Origin of the sequence: uncultured Eudoraea sp. (assembly GCF_947258925.1) — a bacterium.
In the GTDB taxonomy this organism is placed as follows: domain Bacteria; phylum Bacteroidota; class Bacteroidia; order Flavobacteriales; family Flavobacteriaceae; genus Eudoraea.
Genome location: NZ_CAMYKG010000031.1, coordinates 17,401 through 39,399, shown reverse-complemented (window position 1 = coordinate 39,399; position 21,999 = coordinate 17,401). Strand labels below are relative to the sequence as shown.

Here is a 21,999-nt window from a genome sequence, read left to right as displayed (position 1 = left end):
CAACTAAAATTATTTTGGTACCGGTTAAAGTCCGGAAAGTTATTCAAAATACGATAATAATTGTTTCTTTTTCGAGGCGGAAACCAATAATTCTTTTCCATTAGACACAATAACACTTCCCCCTTTACCTTTTCTATATTTAATAACTTCATTTACGTTTACGAGATAGGATTTATGGATGCGTGCAAAAAAATGGTCGGCAAGAGCCTCCTCAAAGTATTTTAAAGTTTTACTCACCAGCAATTTTTTATTTTCCAGGTAGATTTCAGTGTAGTTGTCATCTGCTTTGCAATATAGGATGTCAGCAATATTCAGTACCTGAAAACCGTCTTGCTGGGGCAGCGTTATTTTTCCTTCGGCCTTATTGAGTTTTGATTTTAAGATACGGTTGTCCAGAACGTTTTCTTTTTCCTTCACTTCATTGACATAGGAGACCGCGTTAATGAGTTCATCTATGTTTATGGGCTTCATTAAATAATAAGCAGCATGATTGTTTAATGCTTCCAGGGCATATGAATTATAGGCAGTCACGAATACGGTTTCGAAAGTTCTATCCGGCAATTGCTCCAGTAGATCAAAAGCATTTCCATATGGCATTTCTACATCTAAGAACACCAGATCTGGCTGCTTTTGCAATATGAGTTCTATGCCTTCTTTAACACTTGCCGCCTCACCGAGTATACTTACATTTTTGCAATATTTAAACAGGTAATTCCGCAGAATTTCTCTACTCCCACTTTCATCCTCAACAATAACTGCCTTTAACATCATGCCCTTTTTCTTAAAGTTAGATTAACCACCGTTCCTGTGCCATCTTCATTCAGATCTTTCAAAACTACCGACACTTTATCTTTATACATGGTATTTAGTATAGCTATCCGTTTCTTAATATTTCCCATCCCCTTAGAACTTTGGTTCTTCTGATTGCTTGTTTTTAATTGCTGAGATTTCTTTCGCCCTATCCCATTATCAGCAATTATTATCTCAATAACATCCGGTCCTTTTTGCTTTAAGTCAATATTCAGGCTTCCCTTCTCTTTTTTATAACGAAGTCCGTGCCAAATTGCATTTTCTATATATGGCTGGAGTAGCATGGGAGGTATTTGAAAGGCCTCCGTATCAATATTTTCATCTAAATTTATAGTATAGTCAAACTTCTCCGGAAAACGGGAATGTTCTAATTTCACATAAAGTTCTAGCAGCTCCATCTCCCTTGAAAGGGAAATAAAATCTTCTTCGGAATTTTCAAGAACAGCTCTCATCAAAGTAGAGAACTCGCTCAAATATCGGTTGGCACTGCGTTCGTCATTTTTAGCAATGTAATTATTGACAGAATTCAGGGCATTAAAAATAAAATGGGGATTCATCTGGGAACGCAAAGACTTTAATGCCAATAAATTATTTGCCAACCTTTGTTGCTTGTTACTTCTGTAAAAAAAATAAGCGGCCAAAGCAGTAAGCAGCATTGCCAACAAAAGTGAGTATATAATCCATTTCTGTTTTTTATTACTTTCAAGGGCTAATTGTTGTTCTGTTATCGCGAGATCATATTTGCTCTGTGAAAGTTCCCGTTCTTTTTCAAGACCTGCTATTCTGCTTTGTCCGGTTGCAATCTCACGACTTAATCTTGAAGCCTGTGAAATCTCCAGCTCTTTTCGAAGATAAAGTGTATCTACTATGGCTACATATTTCTGATACGTTTCAAATGCTTTAGTAAAATCTCCTTTGTCCCTATATACCTCTGAAAGTTTTCGCGTGGCATCTTTTTGCACCATTAGGTCATCTTCAAAATCAGCTTCTTTTATACTTTCTTCCAGATAGGGGATAGCTTCATCATACTTGTCCTGCGCAACATAGGCATTTGCGATTTTGTAGTTGATCCGTTGTGACGTTATAGAATCTGATTCATTGGGCGCTTCGACAGATATTGCGACCCCTCGTGGCAGAGCTTGTAATTCATTCAGGCTTTTTTTTCTTAGTTCAATTTCATCATCATACTGATTTTTCTTATTGTAGAAATCTGCTACCTTTTCCTTCTCTTGAATTGATCGCTGGGGCGCCTGCCTACTGGAAAGCTGCAAAGAATTATCATAATATCCTTCCGCTTCTTCCAGCCTGTTATCCTGTGCATAGGCATCCGCTATCTTCGAATTTAAATCCGGTATTTTTGGGCTAACCTGATTCTTTTTAGCCACTATAAGGCCTTCCTCGTAATATGCTATAGCCATATCTATTTCATTTAACCTGCTATAGACGTCCCCTAATGATTCATACAAGGTTATTTTTTGATAGGGCACCAAAACAGTTACATCTTCAAGAGGCTTTAATACATCCAAAGCATTTTTATAATCCCCTGTCTGAATGTAGGCTCTTCCCAATAACAAAGCTGTTCGGGATGTCTTATAAATACCCTGAGCGTCCTTAAAACTGGAAATAGCAAGATCGAATTGTTTGTGATATTGATACACTTCACCCAGATATGTGAGTGTCAGGGCCAACTCTTTTTTATCCGGGTTTTCGCCAAGACTACCTATGGCCTGTGCTATAAAATCAATGCTTTTGGCAATATTGGATTTTTTGTAAAATTTTGCCGAATCTAAATAAATTACATAGGAACTCTCTCCTGATACAGGCCTTTGACCTTCATCTTCAGCCTTCTTTTGAGGCTGGGAAAAGCCTGCAAAAAGAATAAGATAAAAAACCGTAAACAGATAGCTTTTCTTATACATGATCCGAATATATAAGGATAAACTTACTGGAATTATGCGGTTTTAAAAAATGCGTTTATTTGAAATTCCAGCCTGATTTTCACCAAATATTGTACTTAACGCAATCATTGTACCATTTCACTCATTGAGGAGTTCGTTTGGCTCATTCCTCATTTTTTAAGAAAAAGTTCAGATCTATTTTTAATGAATAATTATCACTAAAAAAATAAAAATTATGAAAAGTTTAAAAAGTATTATGGGCTTAACAATTCTATTAGGTCTGACAATGGGAGCAGTTTTTGGTTTTAATAGTTCATATAAGAAAAGCGTAATTCACTCCGAAAACTATCAATATTTTATGGACAAAGGGAGGAAGGGTAATAATACCGTAAAGATTGCGCTTTTATTAGATACAAGTAATAGTATGGATGGACTTATCAATCAGGCCAAAGCACAGTTATGGGATATTGTCAATCAGTTCTCCTATGCAAAATGTGGAAATGGACACCGGCCTGAATTACAGATTGCGCTTTACCAATATGGGAACGATGGTCTTTCTTCAAAAGAAGGCTATATTCAACAGGTGATTGGCTTCAGCAGTGATCTGGATGAAATTTCCGAGAAGCTTTTTTCATTAAGCACCAATGGAGGCGAAGAGTATTGCGGTGAAGTTATACAAACTTCATTGCGCCAATTAGACTGGGGTAAGAATCCTGACAATTTAAGAATGATTTTTATAGCTGGAAATGAACCTTTTACCCAGGGAAAATTAAATTATAAGGATGCCGCGGCTAATGCCAGAGAAAAAGAGATCATTGTGAATACCATCTTTTGTGGCAACTATCAGCAAGGTATTAACACCCAGTGGAAAAAAGGGGCTACCCTGACCGGTGGTGAGTATATGGCAATAGATCATAACAAACAGATTGTTCATATTGATACACCTTATGATGATATCATCATTAAATTGAATTCAAAATTGAATAGTACCTATATCTCTTATGGCGCCAGCGGTAATGCTAAGCTTGCATTGCAATCTCAGCAAGACAATAACGCCATGGAACTGGAAGAGGCAGTAGCCGTTAAACGGGCAGTAAGCAAAAGTTCCGGAATGTATAAGAATTCGACCTGGGATTTGATAGATGCCTCAGAAGATGATGCATTTGATGTTGCTGACCTGAAAAAGGAGGAATTACCCAAAGCATTGCGAAATAAATCAAAGGCAGAGCTCAATGCGTTTATAGACGAGAAAAAGGCTGAAAGAACAAGGATTCAAAAAGAAATTCAGCAGTTAAATGCTAAACGGGAGGTTTTCATAAGCGAACACGCTCAGCAGGAAAAGGGAGAGCTTGAAAATGCGATGTTAAATGCCATAAAAAGACAGGCCGCCGGTAAAAAATTCATATGGGAGTAACCTAAAGTTGAAGCATTTATTAAAAGTGGGTTTAGCAGAAAAAAATGTTAAGCCCATTTTTAATTTGCTCCGGGACAGAAACAATCATATCTGTTTTCACGGACAGGTCCAAAGTCATAACCCAGCGTAATCTGGTGGAACCCGCCGTTATCTAATCTAATATCACCGGATTGATAGGAATAATTATAGGAGAACATAAACCGGTTATAATTAATGCCCACGATTGGGGTAAAAAGCTGTAGTCTTTGTTCGCCAAAAGTACCATCAACCTGGAATTGCGCCCCATCGAAGCTCCTTCTGTAAGAAAGACCGGCCCAGACTGAACCAAAACCTAATTCTCTATAGACTTTCGCATTAAAGTCTACCGTTTTCTCCTCTGTAAAATCCGTCAATTGAAAGAGCACGGAAGGTTCAACTTTCCACAAATTTTTACCAAAAATATATCCTACAGAAAACAAATAGCGTCGTAAATTATCAAATTCAATAGCTGTGTAAAGATCCCGTCCAGTCCCAAGAATATTTAAAGCGGCAACGTGCGCATAGAATTCCATGTAGTTATAGGACATTCCTAAATCAATATTAAAATAGCCAACGCTATTTTTCGCACCTGTTATAACCGGATCAGGGATAACAGACCTGAATTCTGTTTCATCCAGACTACTTTGGAGAAATCCGGCGCTCAATCCAAAAGATAATTGGTTTAATAATCTTATTTCCGAACCTAATTGCAAATGGTGAGCATATGTTAATTTTGCACCTGTTTGTGAGTGATACCCATTGGCATCATTAAAAATGATAATCCCCACTCCACTGGAACTCTCAGGAATTCTATAATTTGCGCTGAGTGTCTGCATACTCGGTGCTTCATCCACGCTAAACCATTGCTTTCTTGCGGTAAGCCTTATTTTTCCGCCATCACTAATACCCGCCATGGATGGATATACGAGGTAATAGTTATCGGCTAAATAATCAAAATACACGGGAATACCTTCCTGAGCAGCTGAATAATTGGAAAAAGCCACATATGTAATTAAAATAAACAGGAGTTTTTTCATCAAAGAATAGGGCGCGTTTATCGTGGTTACGGTCAAATATAAAGTATAACGGTTGAAATACAACATTATTATATATCCCCAAGATGAGAAAATGGTTGTATTTTTGACGAAAACAAATTCCATGAAAGAATATAATATTACCGTCATAGAAACCAATAACCCGGCCATTTTGAAATTTGAAACAAATCATTTTCTTACCAATGGTGGCAATTTCGAATTTAAGAATATAGATGATGCAAAAAACTCACCTCTTGCTCAGCAGTTATTTTACCTTCCATTTATCAAAACTGTATATATTTCCGGAAATTTTATAGCCCTGGAACGCTTTGACATTGTGGACTGGCCATCTGTAAAGGATGAAGTCGCACAACAGTTGGTTGAATATCTAAACGCCGGTGAACCAGTTATAAATGAAGAAGTAGAAACCAGGAAAGTAGCAATTACAATATATGCCGAAATTACTCCCAATCCGGCGGTAATGAAATTCGTGGCAAATAGAAAAATTGTACCCGCAGTTTTTGAGTTTAAAAATCTTGATGAAGCAAAAGGCTCAGGTCTTGCCAAAAAGCTATTTCACCTGCCCTATGTGAAAGAGGTTTTTATGGACGAAAATTATGTCTCAATTACGAAATATGATGTTGCCAGTTGGGATGAAATTACCATGGAATTGCGCGAATTGATCCGGAATTTTATAGCAGATGGCAATGAGGTGGTTTCGAGCGAGGAGGTTTCCAATACTTCTTCTGTCACCTCAACCGGACCTGCTGAAAACAAAACCTTTGATTCTACTTCTCAGGAAATTATTGATATTTTGGAAGAATATGTAAAACCTGCAGTTGCCAGCGATGGCGGAAATATACTTTTTCAGTCCTATGAGGAAGAAAGCAAAACAGTAAATGTAATTCTACAGGGTGCCTGTAGTGGTTGTCCTTCTTCTACCTTTACACTAAAAAATGGTATAGAAACTATGCTGAAAAATATGTTAGGAGATAAGGTTTCAGAAGTGGTTGCCTTAAACGGATAATTTAACCTCTGCATCTTGTTCCTTAGCGTTTAATTTGGTACCTTATGGTAACACCAAAAAATAAGTATTATGTCAATTTTAAAAGTTATTGAAGTATTAGCGAATTCCAATAAAAGTTGGGAAGATGCAACTGAAAATGCGGTTTCTCATGCATCCAAATCCGTCAAAAATATACGTTCTGTATATGTAAATGAACAAAGTGCAACAGTTAAGGATGGAAAAGTAGATGAATATCGCGTAAATGTCAAAATCACTTTTGAAGTTAAGTGATCGATCTGAAAAAAAGTAAAAGCGCCTTTATGGCGCTTTTTTTGTGCTCTTCAATTAATGGTAACTTTGTATATGTCGAAATCCAACGTCACATTACTCTTACTATTAATTACCTTACAAGGTTGCTCTCAAAAAAAAGAACCTATGTCAAACAAGCATACCAACGCCCTCATAAATGAAAGTAGTCCATATTTGTTGCAACACGCACATAATCCGGTGAATTGGGAACCCTGGAGTTTAAATGCTCTGGAAAAAGCGAAAAGAGAGAACAAATTAGTCCTGATTAGTATTGGTTATGCTGCATGCCATTGGTGCCATGTAATGGAAAAAGAATGTTTTGAAGACGAAGAAGTGGCAAAAATTATGAATGAAAACTTTGTCAACATTAAAATAGACAGGGAAGAGCGGCCCGATATAGATCATCTGTATATGGATGCAGTTCAAATGATGACAGGAAGAGGTGGATGGCCATTAAATGTGGTTACCCTGCCCGACGGACGTCCATTTTGGGGGGCGACTTATGTAAAGAAAGAAGACTGGATGAAGGTTTTATTAGAACTGACCCGCCTTTACAAGGAACAACCGGATAAAATAAATGGATACGCAAAAGACCTCGCAGAAGGGATTAAGGCAATTAATCTTGTAGAAGTTGGCTCCAATTCCGAGGTTTTAACTGAAGATCAATTAGATATTTCGGTAAAAAAGTGGTCTCGCTATTTTGATCATAATTATGGTGGATATAACCGGGCACCAAAATTTATGATGCCCGGGAACCTTGATTTTTTATTGCATTATGCCACAACCAAAAAAAATGATGATCTCCTGGAATATGTAAATTTAACACTTACAAAAATGGCCTATGGCGGAATTTTTGATCATTTAGCGGGTGGGTTTTCGAGGTACTCTGTAGATGGAAAATGGCATGTCCCTCATTTTGAAAAAATGCTATATGACAACGGCCAATTAATAAGTTTATATTCCAAGGCATACGCTATTACGAACAATGCACTTTATAAGAAGGTTGTGGAAGAAACTATTGCATTTGTTACAACAGAACTTATGGATAGTACAAATGCCTTTTATGCTTCACTGGATGCCGATAGTTTAAACGAAATGGGCGAGTTGGAGGAAGGGGCATATTATGTTTGGCAGAAGGCAGAACTTCAAACGCTTCTTGGTGACAAATATGCGCTTTTTAAAGACTATTACAACATAAATGACTTTGGCCTTTGGGAACACGGAAATTATGTTTTGATAAGAGATACTTCAGATGAGAAAATTGCTGAAAAACACAAGATTTCCGTTTCAGAAGTCAAAAAAGTTATTTCGGAATGTAAACAAATCTTAAACAAGGTCAGGAATAATAGAAAGCGCCCCAGATTAGATGATAAAATCTTATGTTCCTGGAATGGGTTAATGTTAAAGGGGCTAACGGATGCTTACAGGTTTATCAAAAATGATCAATATCTGGATCTGGCCTTAAAAAATGCCAAATTCATAAAGGAAACATTTATCAGGAAAGATGGCAGCCTTTACCACAATCACAAAAACGGAAAAAGTACCATCAATGGGTATCTTGAAGATTATGCCTCAGTAATAGATGCTTTTTTGGGACTCTATGAAATTACCTTTGATGAAAATTGGCTTAATGAGGCCAAAGCATTAACGGATTATTGCATTGCCAATTTTACAGATGATCGCAGTGGTTTATTTTTCTTCACCCCCAAACAGGATTCATATATTATTAGGAGAACTATTGAAAAAGCAGATAATGTAATCCCTTCATCAAATTCCATTATGGCTAAAAATCTGTTTAAATTATCCCGGTTTTTTCCCGATGAGGATTACGAAAAAATAACGCAAAAAATGGTTGTTAATCTACAGCAAAGTTTTGAGAAAGATACTGCAAGCTATGCCAATTGGCTTCACCTTGTATTGTATTTTCAAAAGCCCTTTTACGAAATAAGTATTGTAGGAGAAAATTATAAAAAGACTGCAAGTGACATGCAGCTTTCCTATTTACCCAATGTAGTTTTTGCGGGCGCCAGTGCAGAGAGTGAGTTATCCCTAATACAAAACAGATTTGTTGCGAATAGTACGCTTATTTACCTCTGTGAACATGGATCATGCAAGTTACCCACCGAGGATATGGCTCAGGTCTTGGATCAGCTTAAATAAAAAATGTATGTTTTTTCATGGCTTAATTAAAAACTATTTTTAAATTTATTTAATATCATTGTGCTTAAAATAAAACATATGGAAGAATTAGCTAATTACGATCAGCATGTTGAGAAGGCCATCGACTGGATTTGGGAATTGCTACCATCTATAATCACTGCCACTATCATTTTAATAGCTGGTTTATGGCTGATAAAATTTATAAATCGCCTTGTGCGTAAATTTTTTGAAAGGAAAGATTATGACCTTGCGCTGGAATCTTTTCTTATGCATTTTATTAGTGCTGCCTTAAAGTTGCTTCTTTTTGTTGCTGTTGTTACGCAATTAGGGGTAGAATCTTCTTCCCTGATTGCGGTCATAGGATCTGCAGGCCTTGCTATTGGACTTGCACTACAGGGCTCTTTGGCTAACTTTGCAGGTGGCATTTTAATTTTATTTTTCAAACCTTTTAAAATAGGAGATTTTATTTCCGCCCAGGGTGTAGACGGTACAGTCAAAGAAATAACCATTTTCACTACCAAGTTAAATACATTTGGCAATCAGGTTGCTATTATTCCAAACGGTCAGCTCTCTAATAATAATATCATTAATTACAATGCGGAAAAAACCAGGAGGGATAAGATTGATGTAGGTATTGGTTACGGCTCCAATATTAAAAAAGCCAAAGATATTCTCCTTGAAATTTGCCATGAGAGAACAACAATTCTCAAGGACCCTGAACCAGCAGTATTTGTCGGTGAATTGGCAGATAGTTCAGTTAATCTCTCTTTGCGTTTCTGGGCGAATAATGAAGATTTTTGGGACGCTCATTTTTTTGTGCTGGAAGAGCTTAAAAGAAGGTTTGATGAAGCCAATATTGAAATTCCATTCCCGCAAAGAGTTGTGCATAAAGCGGATTAAAATCGAAATCTAATAATGTAAGTCTTTAGTTGCAGGAAAGTTTTACTTCTTTCTTTGTTGAAAAACAAAATCCTTTAAATAATCCGGTTCAAAGTAAGCGGTGTTTTCAAAGTCCTCAATACCATATGCTTCATGGGATAATTGACACATTTCTTTGGCTGAAGGTATAATTGTTTCGTCAAATACAAAGTTAGGGTGTTCCAGGATTTCATGACACTTAACTGCTCCGCTTCCTATAATATGGACCTTTCCAAGTCTTGTAAATTCTGCAAATGAATTTGGCGTTATCTCCTCCACCCCGGTTTCCCTTATGCTATCATAGTTGGAACTATAAACTGCAGAATATACTTCCATTCGTCTTGCGTCCAGAACAGGAATCACAACACCATCCTTTACTTTTAGCTGTGTCGCCATACTCTTTAAGGTGGAGATCCCAATGAGAGGAAGGTCTAAGGCAAAACAAAGGCCTTTTGCCGCAGAAACCCCTATCCGCAATCCGGTATAGGAACCCGGGCCCTTACTAACAGCTATTGCATCCAAATCAGCCATGGACAAAGAAGCCGATTCCATTGCTTCTTTTATAAAAAAGTGCAAGTCCTCTGAATGCGAATAGGATACATCATTCTGTTCCTTTAAGGCAATCATTTGACCATCCTTACTAATGCTCACAGAACAATTGGTAGTAGCCGTTTCAATGTTTAGAATTAATGCCATAATTATTAAGCAAATATAAAAAGACCTGTTGGGCAATTACATCACAACAGGTCCAAATAAAATTAAATACTGTCTCTAGTCAATAACAATAGGAAGTCCGAAGTAAAATTCCAGAACTTTTATTCGAAATACATAATTGTATTTAGTTCGTATTACTTCGGCCTCTGCATTATCCACCCTTGCTTGTGATTGACTATAATCAAAGGAATTCATAATCCCTACATCAAATCTTTCTTTGGAGTAATCCAAAGCCAATAGTCTTGCTTCCCTTGTCTTTAAGGCGGCTTCATACTCCTGAGAGCTATTAATTACATCTACATAGGCCTGATTGATATTTGTTTCCAAATCCAATTTATTCTGCTCCAGATCTAGCTCAGCTTTTTTAACATTAATTTTAGCGCGCTTTATATTATTTCGCGTACTAAACCCATTAAAAACAGGAATATTTATTTGCGCTCCAAAGGCAATTCCGTCATTAATCCAAAGCTGATCTTTAAAAGGGATCACCTGCCCTGTAATAGGATCAAGAAATTGATCAGAATACCGTGTATTGTAATTAATAAATGCGCTAAGAGTTGGATATGCGGCTCCTTTTGCAATGGATAAATCTTTTTCAGCCAGGTCCACACTAGATTCAAAAAATTTAGTTTCATACCAATAGCTTAAAGCTTTATCGAATATTACCTTGGGAGAATTCTTTAAAATGTCTGCAGCAGGAACTTCAAATTCCGCATCAGAAACATCAAAGTTTTCATAGTCTGTAATCTGAAGTAACTGGGCTAAATTAATACGTGATATAAGGACATCGTTTTCCGCATTGATGATTTGCTGCTCACGGGTTGCTGCTGTAGCTTCTATTTCCAATAAATCTCCTTTTGGAACTACCCCGGACTCTACTAATTCTCTGGTTCTATTCAAATCCTGTTCTGTTACAGCATATAGGGCTTTGGCAACTTTGGCAGTCTCTTTATTTGACAAGATATTTAAGTAACTTATGGCTACATTCAGGCGTATGTCGTTTACCAGGTCATCCAGACGGTATTGATTAGCAACTGCATTGAGTTTCGCCCTGTTTAGCCTGTGTACATTCCTGAGGCCATCAAATAAAACAACGGAGGAAGTCACACTCCCGGAGGAGGTTAATTGTGTCGTGTTCACAGGTTGATTATTAGTTGGGTCGAAAGAAAGACCTGTATTACTTTGGCCATTTAAGGTACCATTTAAATTAGGGAGAAAGTTACCGATAGCGTCAGATTTGTCAATTGTAGCATTCTCCAGATCCAATTCGAATTGTTGAATGGAAAGGTTATTTTCCACGGCATAGGTAACGCATTCCTCAAGGGTCCATATTTTTTTCTGAGCAAAGGCTATTCCGGTCATGCACAGGAATAGCACTACAGTTATTTTATATTTCATCTGTCGTTTTTTGATAATTATAAATGATTGACTATTTGAATTTCTTCTATTTATGCATCTTCTTCACTTTCCCCTTCCTCTTCCTCTTCTTCATCCTCTCCTTTTTTAATCGGTTCGGTTTTATTCCATATTTTGACATCGTCTTCTTCTGTCAATCCCGATACAATCTCCACATTGACACCATCAGAGATCCCAATTTCAACATCCTTTCGTTCAAATTGTTGATCTCCTGTGGCAATTTCAACATAGGGTTTATCGGTTTCCTTGTCAAATTGCAGGAGGGCTTCGGGTATAACCAAAACACTGTCTTTTTTCTCCAGCACCAGAGATGCATTGGCGCTGTATCCCGCTCTGATCATGTAGTCGCCTTCAACAACCACATCACCCTCAATTTTAAATTGCACGGCACCTGATTCTTCTATTCCTTTTGGAGCAATGAACTTTAATCTAGCTTCAAATTTTTCATCATCAATAGCTCCCAAACTAATTTCTAAAGGCATACCTATTTCCAGCTTCCCGACTTCCCCTTCATCAACTTTACCTTCGAAAATCATCTTACCCAAATCGGCTATGGTAGCTATTGTAGTTCCATCATTAAAATTATTACTCTGAATTACCTGATCTCCTTCCCTTACAGGAATCTCCAACAAGGTCCCGGTAACCGTTGCCCGTATGTTGGTATTTGCACTTGAAGAACCACCAGCAGATCCTCTCCTGATAATTTGATAATCTGCACGAGCATTATCCAATTCCTGGATGGCTTGATCATACTGTAGTTGCAGGGCATTAAAGTCCTGGCTGGAGATAACCCCTTTATCAAAGATGGCTTTATTCCTTTTATACTCTATTTCGGTATTATTCAAAGCAATTTCAGCATTCCTTACCCTTCCACGAGCCTGGTTCAGGGATTGTTCATTAGGAACAACTTTAATGGTAGCAATTAAATCACCGGCCTTAACCTGGGCCCCTTCTTCCAAATAAATTTTTTCAATAATCCCGGAAATTTGTGGTTTGATTTCAATTTCATCTTCAGGGATTACTTTCCCGGTAGCCACTGTTTTCTTCTCAATATTAGAAATAAATGGTTTTTTCGTTTCATATGTTATGGCTGATTTGCTATTGGATTTTATAAAAAATGCTGCAGCCCAAAGTGCTCCCAGACCCACAACCGCAATCAATACATATTTTACAATTTTGTTCATTTTAAATATCTGTGTTAGTATAGTTAATGGTTTATTTTATTCTTCTCTTAATGCATCTATTGGCTTTATGCTTACCGCCCTTTGAGCAGGTATAGAACCTATTAATGTTCCCAAAATGATCATTATGGCCAAAGCTCCCAATACAAATGGTATAGGAACGGTCGGGTTTGTATATGGAAAATTGATGTCCTTGGTCAGGTTATTTATAATACTTAAGACCCCTGCTCCCAGGATTATTCCAACAATACCGGCTATCATAGTAAGAAATACCGATTCTAAAATAATAAGGGAGCGTACTTCTCTTGGTGTTGCTCCCAATGCCCGTCTAATCCCTAATTCCTTGGTTCTCTCCTTAACGGATATCAACAAGATGTTACCAATCCCAATTACACCTGCAAGAATGGTTGCAACACCTACTATCAGAGATAAAAAGGTAATCCCGTCGGCAAATCCCATAATTTTGTTAAATATTTCATCACCGGTATTGTATAATTTTTTGAAGGTTGTAAAAGGAATAAAAATATCGCCATCTGTACCAAATGGTGTTGTCTGAGTGAATTTATGAACCCCTACTACCTGAAAATAAATATTTTCCACCCTGATGTAAGCCCCTATGGGATCCTCATCCTCATCAAATAATTCCTGTTGTGTACGTTCACCAATAACACAAACTTTTCTGGCCTGGGCTATATCTTCGTCGTTTATAAATCTTCCGTTATCATAAATTTTTTGGGTTGCAATCTTAGCAATCTCCGGAAAATACCCGTATACAGCATAACTGTTAGATTTAATCCCCCTTACAGTAAGCGCTGATGCACCTCCAAAAGCACCTTTTGTATTTACAGGTGCTATATATTGTATTTCAGGAATCCTATTTTTCAAAACCTCAGCGTCTTTTACTTTTATTCTCAAGGTCCTACCGGTCTTAAATCCTGCATAAGGTATACTGGTACTCTGAGACCATGCCCAAATACTATTTTTAGCTACGGTTTCAAAGTTCTTTTCAAATCCGTTATCCATCCCTTTTGCCGCCCCGGCCAGAGCTATATAGATAAATATCCCCCATAGTACTCCTATGACAGTAATTATGGTCCTGGTCTTGTTTTTTCCGATTGAACCGAAAATTTCCTGCCAGGTATTTTTATCAAATAGAAAACGAATACTATTCATCTCGTAATGCTATTATTGGTTTAATACGTGCTGCCCTTTTGGCCGGAATATAACCTGCTATTGCCCCAAAAATTATTAAAACAAGGGTAGCAAAAACAGCCACAGTAGTATTTATATACGGATTGGTAATAAAATAGTCTTCAGCCAAACTCTCACCTAAAGAACTCAGCAGGGCAATTCCAATCAACATTCCCGTAAAGCCCGATATTGTTGTAATAAAAACGGATTCCAATAAAATTGTACTGATTACAGCTTTGGGTGTAGCTCCTAAAGCTTTTCTTATTCCCAGTTCCTTGGTACGTTCTTTTACAACAAACACCATGATATTACTTATCCCGATAATACCGGCAATGATTGTCCCAAAAGCGACGAATGCGACAATTAATTGCAACACACGGGCAAACTGCTGATTTTGTTGCAATTGATCTGCCACGTTTCGGATAAATAGTCCATTCTGATCTTCCGGATTAATGAATTTCTTTTCTTTTAAAAATTTGTCAAGACCACTTTCAAAAGCCATTGCACCCACATAGCCCAATTCGGGTTTAAAGGCAACCACAATCTGATTTATTTTATCGGTGTTTTTTTCAATTAACTGAAGTGTTGTGTAAGGAATATAAATTCCACGTTCTTCCCTATCTCCTCCATCGTCCTGGAAAACACCAATAACTTTAAATACACTTCCACCAATATCCAAATACTTGCCAATCGCATTTTTAGACCCAAAAAGATCTTGTTCCACTAAACGTCCTATGACAGCATGCTTTGTCTTATTTTTAATGTCTTCCACATTTAAATACCGACCTTTCATTATGATCGTTTTCTCTGCAAACTGATGGCCCCAATCCACCCCTGTGGTGTTATAATTATCTGACTCTTGTTTGTATTTCACCAATTTGTTTCTGTTAATTCTGGGCGTTATATATTCGAGGAACATAGGGAAGTTCTTTTTGATATCCGCCAGATCACTATTTTCAAATTCAATTCTCCGGGACGATTTATATCCTTTATAAGGCATTGTGGTCTTTCCCGGGAATAAATAGAATACATTAGTGGCATCTTCCTGGAAGAATTTATCAAAGGTGTTTATTAAACCATTCCCCAGTCCAAAAAGCGAAACAAAGATTAATATCCCTAAAGCCACTGTAAAACCTGAAAGAAAGGTCCTAAGTTTATTCTTTTGGATAGTTTCAAATATTTCGTTCCAGGTGTCTCGGCTAAACATATTCTGATGCCCTTACTTGCTTTACTTTTTTATCTTCAACAATAACGCCATCTTTAAGGTAAACGATCCGTTTACACATATGCGCTATATCATCTTCGTGTGTTACTACCAAAATGGTATTTCCCTGATCATTAATTTTTTGAATTAAGTCCATAACTTCATAAGAAGTAGTGCTATCCAAAGCTCCTGTAGGTTCATCTGCAAGTAGCACTTTTGGTTCGGAAGCCATGGCTCTGGCAATAGCGACTCTTTGATTCTGACCTCCGGAAAGTTCACTAGGCAAATGAGTTGCCCACTCTTTCAGGCCAACCTGTTCCAAATATTTCAATGCCCTTTCCTGGCGTTCTTTTCTCGGAACACGCTGATAATATAAAGGTAAAGCCACATTTTCCATGGCACTTTTATAATTGATAAGATTAAATGATTGAAAAACAAATCCTAAAAATTTATTGCGATAATTGGCTGCTTTTGTTTCGTTCAGATTTTTGATAGGTACACCATCAAGTGTATACTCCCCTGAATCTGCCACATCGAGCATGCCAAGGATATTTAATAATGTAGATTTTCCAGAACCTGAAGAGCCCATAATTGCGACTAATTCACCTTCCTCAACGGTAAAATCGATTCCCTTTAATACATGAAGAACATTGCTGCCCATCTTATAGGATTTATGCAGATCCTTAATTTCAATCATGGTTAGTGTCTTAAATTATTATGATTCAATTACTTCTATAGGACAGGTAATATGTTAAAATGTTACAAATAAAGCTCAAAAATTTATGTTAAAATGTTAACCGTCAAACTCATCGGGTTTGACTTCATTCCAGACTTTTATTTCATCTTCTTTTCCAATTCCCGACTTAACTTCTACAAATATTCCATCACTTATTCCTAATTCTATATCCCTTTTCTCAAATTGCTGGTCTCCGGTAGCCACTTCCAGAAATGGTTTTTTTGTTTCCGGGTCAAATTGGACCAGTGCTTCTTTTATAGAAAGAACACTATCTGCCCTATCAAGGATTATAGAAGCATTGGCACTCAGACCTGCCCTGATAAATACTGAATCCTGTTTCTTTAAGGTTCCTTTGATTTCGAACTGGATTGCTCCATTTTCTTCATTTCCCTTTGGAGCGATATAATCCAAAATAGCATCAAAAGTAATGTCCTCAAGTGCCCCAACAGTGATTTCCAACGGTAGATCCTCCTTTATTTTGCCCACTTCCGATTCATCTACTTTGCCTTCAAAGATCATCTTGTCAACGTCAGCTATTGCCGCTATAGTAGTTCCTTCATTAAAATTATTGCTCTCAATTACCTGGTTACCCACTTCTACAGGTACTTCTAATACCATTCCGGTTACGGTAGATCTGATTAACGTATTGGCTGCATTTCCGTAGCCTCTGGTAGTACCTGTTTTAACAATATCATACCTTTTATTAGCCGCACTGTAAGCTTGCTTGGCCTGATCATAGCTCACCTGTGCCCTTTCCAGATCAACCTTGGAAATCACCCCTTTGTTAAAAAGACTACTTTGCCTGTCAAAATTTCGTCTTTGGTCATCCAAAGCAATTTTAGCTTCGTCAATGCTGTTTTTAGCATCATTTAGTGCATTCAGATTAGGAACCACTTTGATCTTTGCGAGCAGATCACCAGATTTTACAAAATCCCCTCCTTCAACAAATATTTCTTCAATAACCCCAGAAATATTGGGTTTAATAAGCACTTCTTCCAAAGGAAGAATACTTCCTGTTGCCACGGTTTTTTTAATTATAGTCTTGGTAGTTGGCTTTTCGGTTTCATAAACAATGGGGTCTTGTTCGTTCTTTTGATACAGATAATACATTGATCCCCCGAAAGTCACAAAAATGACTACTAGAATAATGATGGTTACTGACTTTTTCATAATTTATAGTTTACTGATTGATGTTTTCAAATTTATTCTGTTCTTAAGGCATCTATGGGCTTAACTTTTATAGCGCTTTGAGCGGGGATGAAACCGGCTAACAATCCTGATAAAACGAGGATTAAAAGAGCTACCATTACTACCCCAAGACTTACACTCGGATTCAGAAACATATCCACCGGACCATTTGCGTCTAATAATGCATTTACCCCATAGATAAACAAGGCTCCAATAGTGATCCCTGCCATTCCTGAAATAATCGTAAGAAATATGGACTCCATGAGTATTTGCTTCTTAATAGACCATGGATCTTCACCCAGAGCCCTTCTGATCCCAATTTCTTTGGTTCTTTCCTTAACCACAATAAGCATGATGTTACTTACGCCAATTATTCCGGATAACAGGACTAAAATTCCAACAAAATAGGCGATAAAACTCATTGCTCCGAACAAGCTTTCAACCCTGTTATACTGTTCATACAAGTCAAAATAGCCAACAGCCCTTGTATCTTCCGGGTGAATTTTATGCGTGGTTTTCATTAAATTAACGATGTCCTCTTTAATGCTGGTTATTGATGTTCCATCATGCGCCGTAATCGCCATCCAACCTACATCATTGCCCCTATTAAACGCCTGAGAAAAAGAGGTAAAGGGAACGAATATCTCTTTCTGGGCCTCTTCACCATCGCCATCATTGCTATTCTTTTTATAGGTCCCCACTACCATAAAATTTACGCCTTGAATTTTAATATAACTTCCTAAGACCTCTTCACCCTTATCGTATAATTCATTTTTTACCCCAGCGCCGATTATGGCTATTTTTCGTTTTTCCCGAATATCATTCTGATTAATAAACCTACCTTGAGTTACGGTCATTGGGTCCTGATTAATTATCTCAGGATAATCACCATAAACATTATATGCCCCGGTATTTAACCCTCTAACTACATTGTTATCATTACCAAAACCACCTAATTGATTTCGGGGGGATATAAACCGCAGATTGGGGATATTTTCACGAATCGTAGCAACGTCTTCTACCTTAAATCGAAATCTTCTTCCAATAGGCAGACCCATATGTGCTTTTGTTGTACTTCGTGTCCACATAAACATGGTATTCGTGGCTATATCCCCAAAATCTGCCTTTATTCCGTTCTCCAGTCCTTTACCTGCGGACAGTAAGATTATTAATATGAGTATCCCCCAGAAAACACCAAAAGCTGTAAGTACCGTCCTGAACCAATTAGTGGTCAGTACTTCCAATATTTCTTTCCAACGATCTCTATTAAACATATACAGAATTTCCTATTCGTCTCGCAACGCATCTATTGTATGAATTGTTGCCGCTCTCCAGGCCGGGAAAAATCCGGCGATTACCCCTGCCAAAATAAGTACTAAGACCGTTGAGATGGCTACAATAAAATTTACGGAAGGGTTAAGAATATAATCTACCTCAACATAGGGACCCACAATTTCCAATAGTCCCATACTAAAAATAAGTCCGGCAAAACCGGAAATGGCAGTAATGAAAATGGACTCATGCAAAATCATTCCCACAATTGACCAGGGTTTTGCACCTAAAGCTTTTCGGATCCCTATTTCCCTGGTTCTTTCCTTAACTACAATAAGCATGATGTTACTTACCCCAACTACCCCGGCAATGATCGTACAAATACCAACAAACCAGAAAAAGAACTTTATATTTCCTACAAGGCTATAATAGCGCTTTGCTTCTTCCAAAGCACTCCAAACCTGTATTGCCCCAGTATCATCCGGAGCTACGGTATGGACTTGCTGAAGATGTGACTGCAGATCTTCCTTAAAAGCTACGGCCTGAACCACTGCCTGGTCAAAATTTTCCATCACTGGCAGCGTAAAGCTCATATTATTTAATCGGTCTCCCCCATTAAAAACGCGCTGAGCAGTTGTTATAGGGATGTAAATACGCTCTTCTTCCCGATCTTCCCGCTCTGAGTAGACGCCCACAATCTTAAATAATACCCCGGAGATATTAATAAATTCTCCTATGGGGGTTTCTACTTCCTTAAAAACATCCTGCTTAATTTTGTTTCCTATAATGGCGACCTTAGCCGTACTGACTTCATCCTGGTAATTTAAAAATCTTCCATCCGCCATTTTAGCGTTTTCAATAAACTGAAAATCATAAGAAACTCCCTGAATGCTGTAAACCAGGGCCTCTTTCCCATAATTTACTTTTAAATTGCGCACAAAAACCCTTGGCGACTTATATTCAATTTCCTCTCCGAACAAGGCAAGGGAAGAGGCATAATTGTCGTTTCGTAATTGTATGGTCCTACCGGGATTAAGGCCCTTAAATTCTTTTGAAGTTGTCCCAGGCCACACCCAGACACTGGTGGCAGAATCCTCTTCAAATTCATGTGCAATACCATTTTGCATTCCTTGACCAAAACCCAATAAAATAACGAGAATAAAAATTCCAGAGGCAACAGAAAGACCTGTAAGGAAGGTCCGTAATTTGTTTTTACGGATAGTGTCGAAAATTTCCTGCCATCTTTCGAGATCGAACATGAAACGGGTTGATTAGTGTTTATTGATAAGACCTATAAATAATAAGACTATCCTACTTTAAAATTGTTACAGTTCTAAATGCAAAAAAATGTTAAAGTTGGGCCTATTATTTTATGACCTTATCTTCCTGTAGACAAAGTAAAAAATGACTCCTACCAAAATATAGGGTACCGCCATTAGATATACAATCCCATTATTAATACCTTCGGCCATCGAATTGTCATCCTGACTTTCCAAAACCGCCCTGCACATGGCACATTGAGCTGTTGATAGCCATGGTAACATAAAGGATAAAATTAGTAGTATGTGTCCTTTAATTTTCAAACTTCTAAATTTTTAATATTCATAATAGGGTGAAATCATTAAATAAACGATGACTCCGCTAACCGCTACATATAACCAAACAGGGAACGTAATTTTGGCTAGTTTACGGTGACGTTCAAAATCTTTTAAATAAGCACGGGCATAAGTCTTAAGTACCAGGGGTATAATAACTATGGACAGGAAAATATGTGATATAAGTATGAAAAAATACACATATTTAAGTATGCCATCACCTCCATAGGAAGTAGAATCTGCTGTCATATGATAAGCAATATACATGAGTAAGAAAAGCAATGATAGAATAATACAAGTACTCATTATATTCTGATGTAATATTCTTTTCCCCTGTTTAATAGCCCAAACAGCATATATTAATAAAACAGCTGTAAGACCATTGATAGAAGCATAAATCGGAGGTAGAAAACCCAAAGGTTCCACATCAGGGATTTTAACACCAAACAGAACGACCACAACCAAAGGGACCAAAATGGACACAATAGTAATTATCTTATTAAACTTCTTCTCCTTGTTCTTATTTATCACTTCATTCATTTAAAAGCTTTCTTATATCTTCCTTTAAAATTGTAATCTGTTGTTTTTCTCCTTCTTCATTCTCTCCCCGGGATTCGGATATAGTTCCTCTGTAGTAAATTATTGGATTCCCAAACTCATCGGATCTTGAACGCAAATACCCATTTTTATCCACCAGGGCAAATAAGCCGGAATGTTCAAAACCACCCGGAACCCCCGGAGCTTCTGCTGCAAAAATATTAAACCCAATATTAGCCAGGTCATAGATTTCTTGGCGATCACCGGTCATTAAATGCCAATCCATGTCATTTATACCATATTTTTCGGCATACTCTTTTAGAACTCTTGGGGTGTCGTATTCAGGGTTAATTGTAAATGATGCAACTCCAAATCCATCAAAATCTCTAAATTCTTCCTGAATCTCCACTAAATTAGTATTCATTACAGGACAAATTGTAGGACAAGTTGTAAAAAAAAACTCAACTACATAGACCTTTCCTTTGTAATCTTTATTGCTAATTAATAAACTATCCTGATCCAAGAATGCAAAAGGAGGAACCTTTCTTTTCTCGTTGTTTAAATAGATAAAACCCAGTGTTTCATCATCCTCTGAAAGATTAATGCGATCATGTTCAGTGACGTTTCCGGCCACAATCCGGTCTATTATCCTGGGAATAAATATGATCCCAAAAATCAATATAATCAGCGAAATCAGGATATAAGAATATTTATTTTTCATCAATTGGTCCTTTCAGCATTATTCTTTTTGAGCGCCAGGCGGTACTCCGCTAAAATAATTTTGACGTCGTCCTCCATTTTATTATTCAGTTCGGCGACAGAGGTAGCGTTATAACCATATTTTTTGCCTTCGTCTTCGTCATCCAATCTACCCCTGAGATTTTTATTCTTATCAATTATAAAAACATAATCTGAGCCTAAATCTTTATCAAGCTTAATGTTTGTCCCCAAGGAATTGAAAACGTTTCGGATTTGATCGTCATCTGTAAATACAAATTTCCAGTTCCTGATATCCGTTAAATTAGAGAGTTCATTTACTATTTCCCCAACTTTGTCCTCAGTTCCATAGGGCATGATCATTACCATCTGAAAATCATTAAACTCATAGAATGGTTTATAAATTTTTTGATTTAGATTAAATGCATTTCCTTTTTTAAGATCTATATCGTAACCCAAAAAACCAAGGATAGTGATCTTTTCTTCCAAGGTGATTTGATCCTTATTTTCCGGAACATCCAATACCCCTTCCTTAAGCACAGCCAGTTTGCCAAAGTTATTTACTCCGGAGGCAAAAAATAAATAGGCAACGAGTGGCAGAATAAAAAGGACCACTAAGACGAATGTCTTTTTCATTAGTCAACATTTAGACATTGCAAAAATAAAAAAGACGGCTGTTAT

At 37.3% G+C, this 21,999-nt stretch carries 21 protein-coding genes; 5 read left to right on the top strand and 16 right to left on the bottom strand.

Annotation, left to right across the window (positions count from 1 at the left end; genetic code table 11):
* Positions 1-39: 39 nt before the first annotated feature.
* Both Q0X77_RS11545 and Q0X77_RS11540 read right to left on the bottom strand, forming a co-directional pair.
* Positions 40-771 carry a LytTR family DNA-binding domain-containing protein gene (locus tag Q0X77_RS11545; protein WP_297797490.1) on the bottom strand — a complete coding sequence of 244 codons (732 nt, stop codon included), beginning with the start codon at positions 769-771 and terminating at the stop codon, positions 40-42.
* Positions 768-2,729: a tetratricopeptide repeat protein gene (locus Q0X77_RS11540; RefSeq protein WP_297797488.1), complete on the bottom strand. Its 1,962-nt coding sequence runs from the start codon at positions 2,727-2,729 to the stop codon at positions 768-770. The genes Q0X77_RS11545 and Q0X77_RS11540 overlap by 4 nt, the downstream gene beginning before the upstream one ends.
* A gap of 214 nt (positions 2,730-2,943) precedes the next feature.
* On the opposite strand from Q0X77_RS11540, the gene Q0X77_RS11535 reads away from it, so the two are divergent.
* Positions 2,944-4,122: a vWA domain-containing protein gene (locus Q0X77_RS11535; protein ID WP_297797486.1), complete on the top strand. Its 1,179-nt coding sequence runs from the start codon at positions 2,944-2,946 to the stop codon at positions 4,120-4,122.
* Positions 4,123-4,181: 59 nt separating this feature from the next.
* Here Q0X77_RS11535 and Q0X77_RS11530 read toward each other — a convergent pair whose 3' ends face one another.
* On the bottom strand, positions 4,182-5,177 hold the full coding sequence (locus tag Q0X77_RS11530) for a type IX secretion system membrane protein PorP/SprF (protein ID WP_297797484.1): 996 nt from the start codon (positions 5,175-5,177) through the stop codon (positions 4,182-4,184).
* 121 nt (positions 5,178-5,298) lie between these two features.
* On the opposite strand from Q0X77_RS11530, the gene Q0X77_RS11525 reads away from it, so the two are divergent.
* From Q0X77_RS11525 to Q0X77_RS11510, 4 genes are all read left to right on the top strand, one after another.
* Positions 5,299-6,201 carry a NifU family protein gene (locus tag Q0X77_RS11525; protein WP_297797482.1) on the top strand — a complete coding sequence of 301 codons (903 nt, stop codon included), beginning with the start codon at positions 5,299-5,301 and terminating at the stop codon, positions 6,199-6,201.
* A gap of 69 nt (positions 6,202-6,270) precedes the next feature.
* Positions 6,271-6,471 carry a dodecin family protein gene (locus Q0X77_RS11520; RefSeq protein WP_297797480.1) on the top strand — a complete coding sequence of 67 codons (201 nt, stop codon included), beginning with the start codon at positions 6,271-6,273 and terminating at the stop codon, positions 6,469-6,471.
* 144 nt (positions 6,472-6,615) lie between these two features.
* Complete coding sequence (locus Q0X77_RS11515; RefSeq protein WP_297797477.1) at positions 6,616-8,649, top strand: thioredoxin domain-containing protein; 2,034 nt, start codon at positions 6,616-6,618, stop codon at positions 8,647-8,649.
* Between the two features lie 78 nt (positions 8,650-8,727).
* Positions 8,728-9,549: a mechanosensitive ion channel domain-containing protein gene (locus Q0X77_RS11510; protein WP_297797475.1), complete on the top strand. Its 822-nt coding sequence runs from the start codon at positions 8,728-8,730 to the stop codon at positions 9,547-9,549.
* Positions 9,550-9,591: 42 nt separating this feature from the next.
* Here Q0X77_RS11510 and tsaB read toward each other — a convergent pair whose 3' ends face one another.
* The 13 genes from tsaB to Q0X77_RS11445 all read right to left on the bottom strand — a co-directional run bounded on the left by tsaB (position 9,592) and on the right by Q0X77_RS11445 (position 21,954).
* Positions 9,592-10,263 carry a tRNA (adenosine(37)-N6)-threonylcarbamoyltransferase complex dimerization subunit type 1 TsaB gene (gene tsaB, locus Q0X77_RS11505; protein ID WP_297797473.1) on the bottom strand — a complete coding sequence of 224 codons (672 nt, stop codon included), beginning with the start codon at positions 10,261-10,263 and terminating at the stop codon, positions 9,592-9,594.
* 75 nt (positions 10,264-10,338) lie between these two features.
* Positions 10,339-11,679: a TolC family protein gene (locus tag Q0X77_RS11500; RefSeq protein ID WP_297797471.1), complete on the bottom strand. Its 1,341-nt coding sequence runs from the start codon at positions 11,677-11,679 to the stop codon at positions 10,339-10,341.
* Between the two features lie 50 nt (positions 11,680-11,729).
* Positions 11,730-12,881 (bottom strand): efflux RND transporter periplasmic adaptor subunit, encoded by a 1,152-nt coding sequence (locus Q0X77_RS11495; protein ID WP_297797469.1) that lies wholly within the window; start codon positions 12,879-12,881, stop codon positions 11,730-11,732.
* Positions 12,882-12,917: 36 nt separating this feature from the next.
* Entirely contained in the window at positions 12,918-14,051 is a 1,134-nt protein-coding gene (locus Q0X77_RS11490) for an ABC transporter permease (protein WP_297797467.1), read from the bottom strand.
* Entirely contained in the window at positions 14,044-15,276 is a 1,233-nt protein-coding gene (locus Q0X77_RS11485) for an ABC transporter permease (protein ID WP_297797465.1), read from the bottom strand. Before Q0X77_RS11485 ends, Q0X77_RS11490 begins: the two co-directional genes overlap by 8 nt.
* Positions 15,269-15,970 carry an ABC transporter ATP-binding protein gene (locus tag Q0X77_RS11480; RefSeq protein WP_297797463.1) on the bottom strand — a complete coding sequence of 234 codons (702 nt, stop codon included), beginning with the start codon at positions 15,968-15,970 and terminating at the stop codon, positions 15,269-15,271. Before Q0X77_RS11480 ends, Q0X77_RS11485 begins: the two co-directional genes overlap by 8 nt.
* A 96-nt stretch (positions 15,971-16,066) precedes the next feature.
* The gene (locus tag Q0X77_RS11475) at positions 16,067-17,179 is read right to left on the bottom strand and encodes an efflux RND transporter periplasmic adaptor subunit (protein WP_297797461.1); all 1,113 of its coding nucleotides are present in this window, start codon (positions 17,177-17,179) and stop codon (positions 16,067-16,069) included.
* A 32-nt stretch (positions 17,180-17,211) separates the two neighbouring features.
* A complete protein-coding gene (locus Q0X77_RS11470) occupies positions 17,212-18,471 on the bottom strand; it encodes an ABC transporter permease (protein ID WP_297797459.1) in 1,260 nt (419 codons plus the stop codon).
* A 12-nt stretch (positions 18,472-18,483) separates the two neighbouring features.
* Positions 18,484-19,728: an ABC transporter permease gene (locus Q0X77_RS11465; protein WP_297797457.1), complete on the bottom strand. Its 1,245-nt coding sequence runs from the start codon at positions 19,726-19,728 to the stop codon at positions 18,484-18,486.
* Between the two features lie 111 nt (positions 19,729-19,839).
* Positions 19,840-20,052, bottom strand: coding sequence for a hypothetical protein (locus Q0X77_RS11460; RefSeq protein ID WP_297797455.1), 213 nt, complete (start codon positions 20,050-20,052; stop codon positions 19,840-19,842).
* A 12-nt stretch (positions 20,053-20,064) separates the two neighbouring features.
* Positions 20,065-20,604, bottom strand: a complete 540-nt coding sequence (locus Q0X77_RS11455) for a DUF420 domain-containing protein (protein WP_297797453.1) — start codon at positions 20,602-20,604, stop codon at positions 20,065-20,067.
* Entirely contained in the window at positions 20,597-21,322 is a 726-nt protein-coding gene (locus tag Q0X77_RS11450; protein ID WP_297797450.1) for an SCO family protein, read from the bottom strand. Before Q0X77_RS11450 ends, Q0X77_RS11455 begins: the two co-directional genes overlap by 8 nt.
* Complete coding sequence (locus tag Q0X77_RS11445) at positions 21,322-21,954, bottom strand: hypothetical protein (RefSeq protein WP_297797448.1); 633 nt, start codon at positions 21,952-21,954, stop codon at positions 21,322-21,324. Before Q0X77_RS11445 ends, Q0X77_RS11450 begins: the two co-directional genes overlap by 1 nt.
* Positions 21,955-21,999 lie beyond the last annotated feature (45 nt).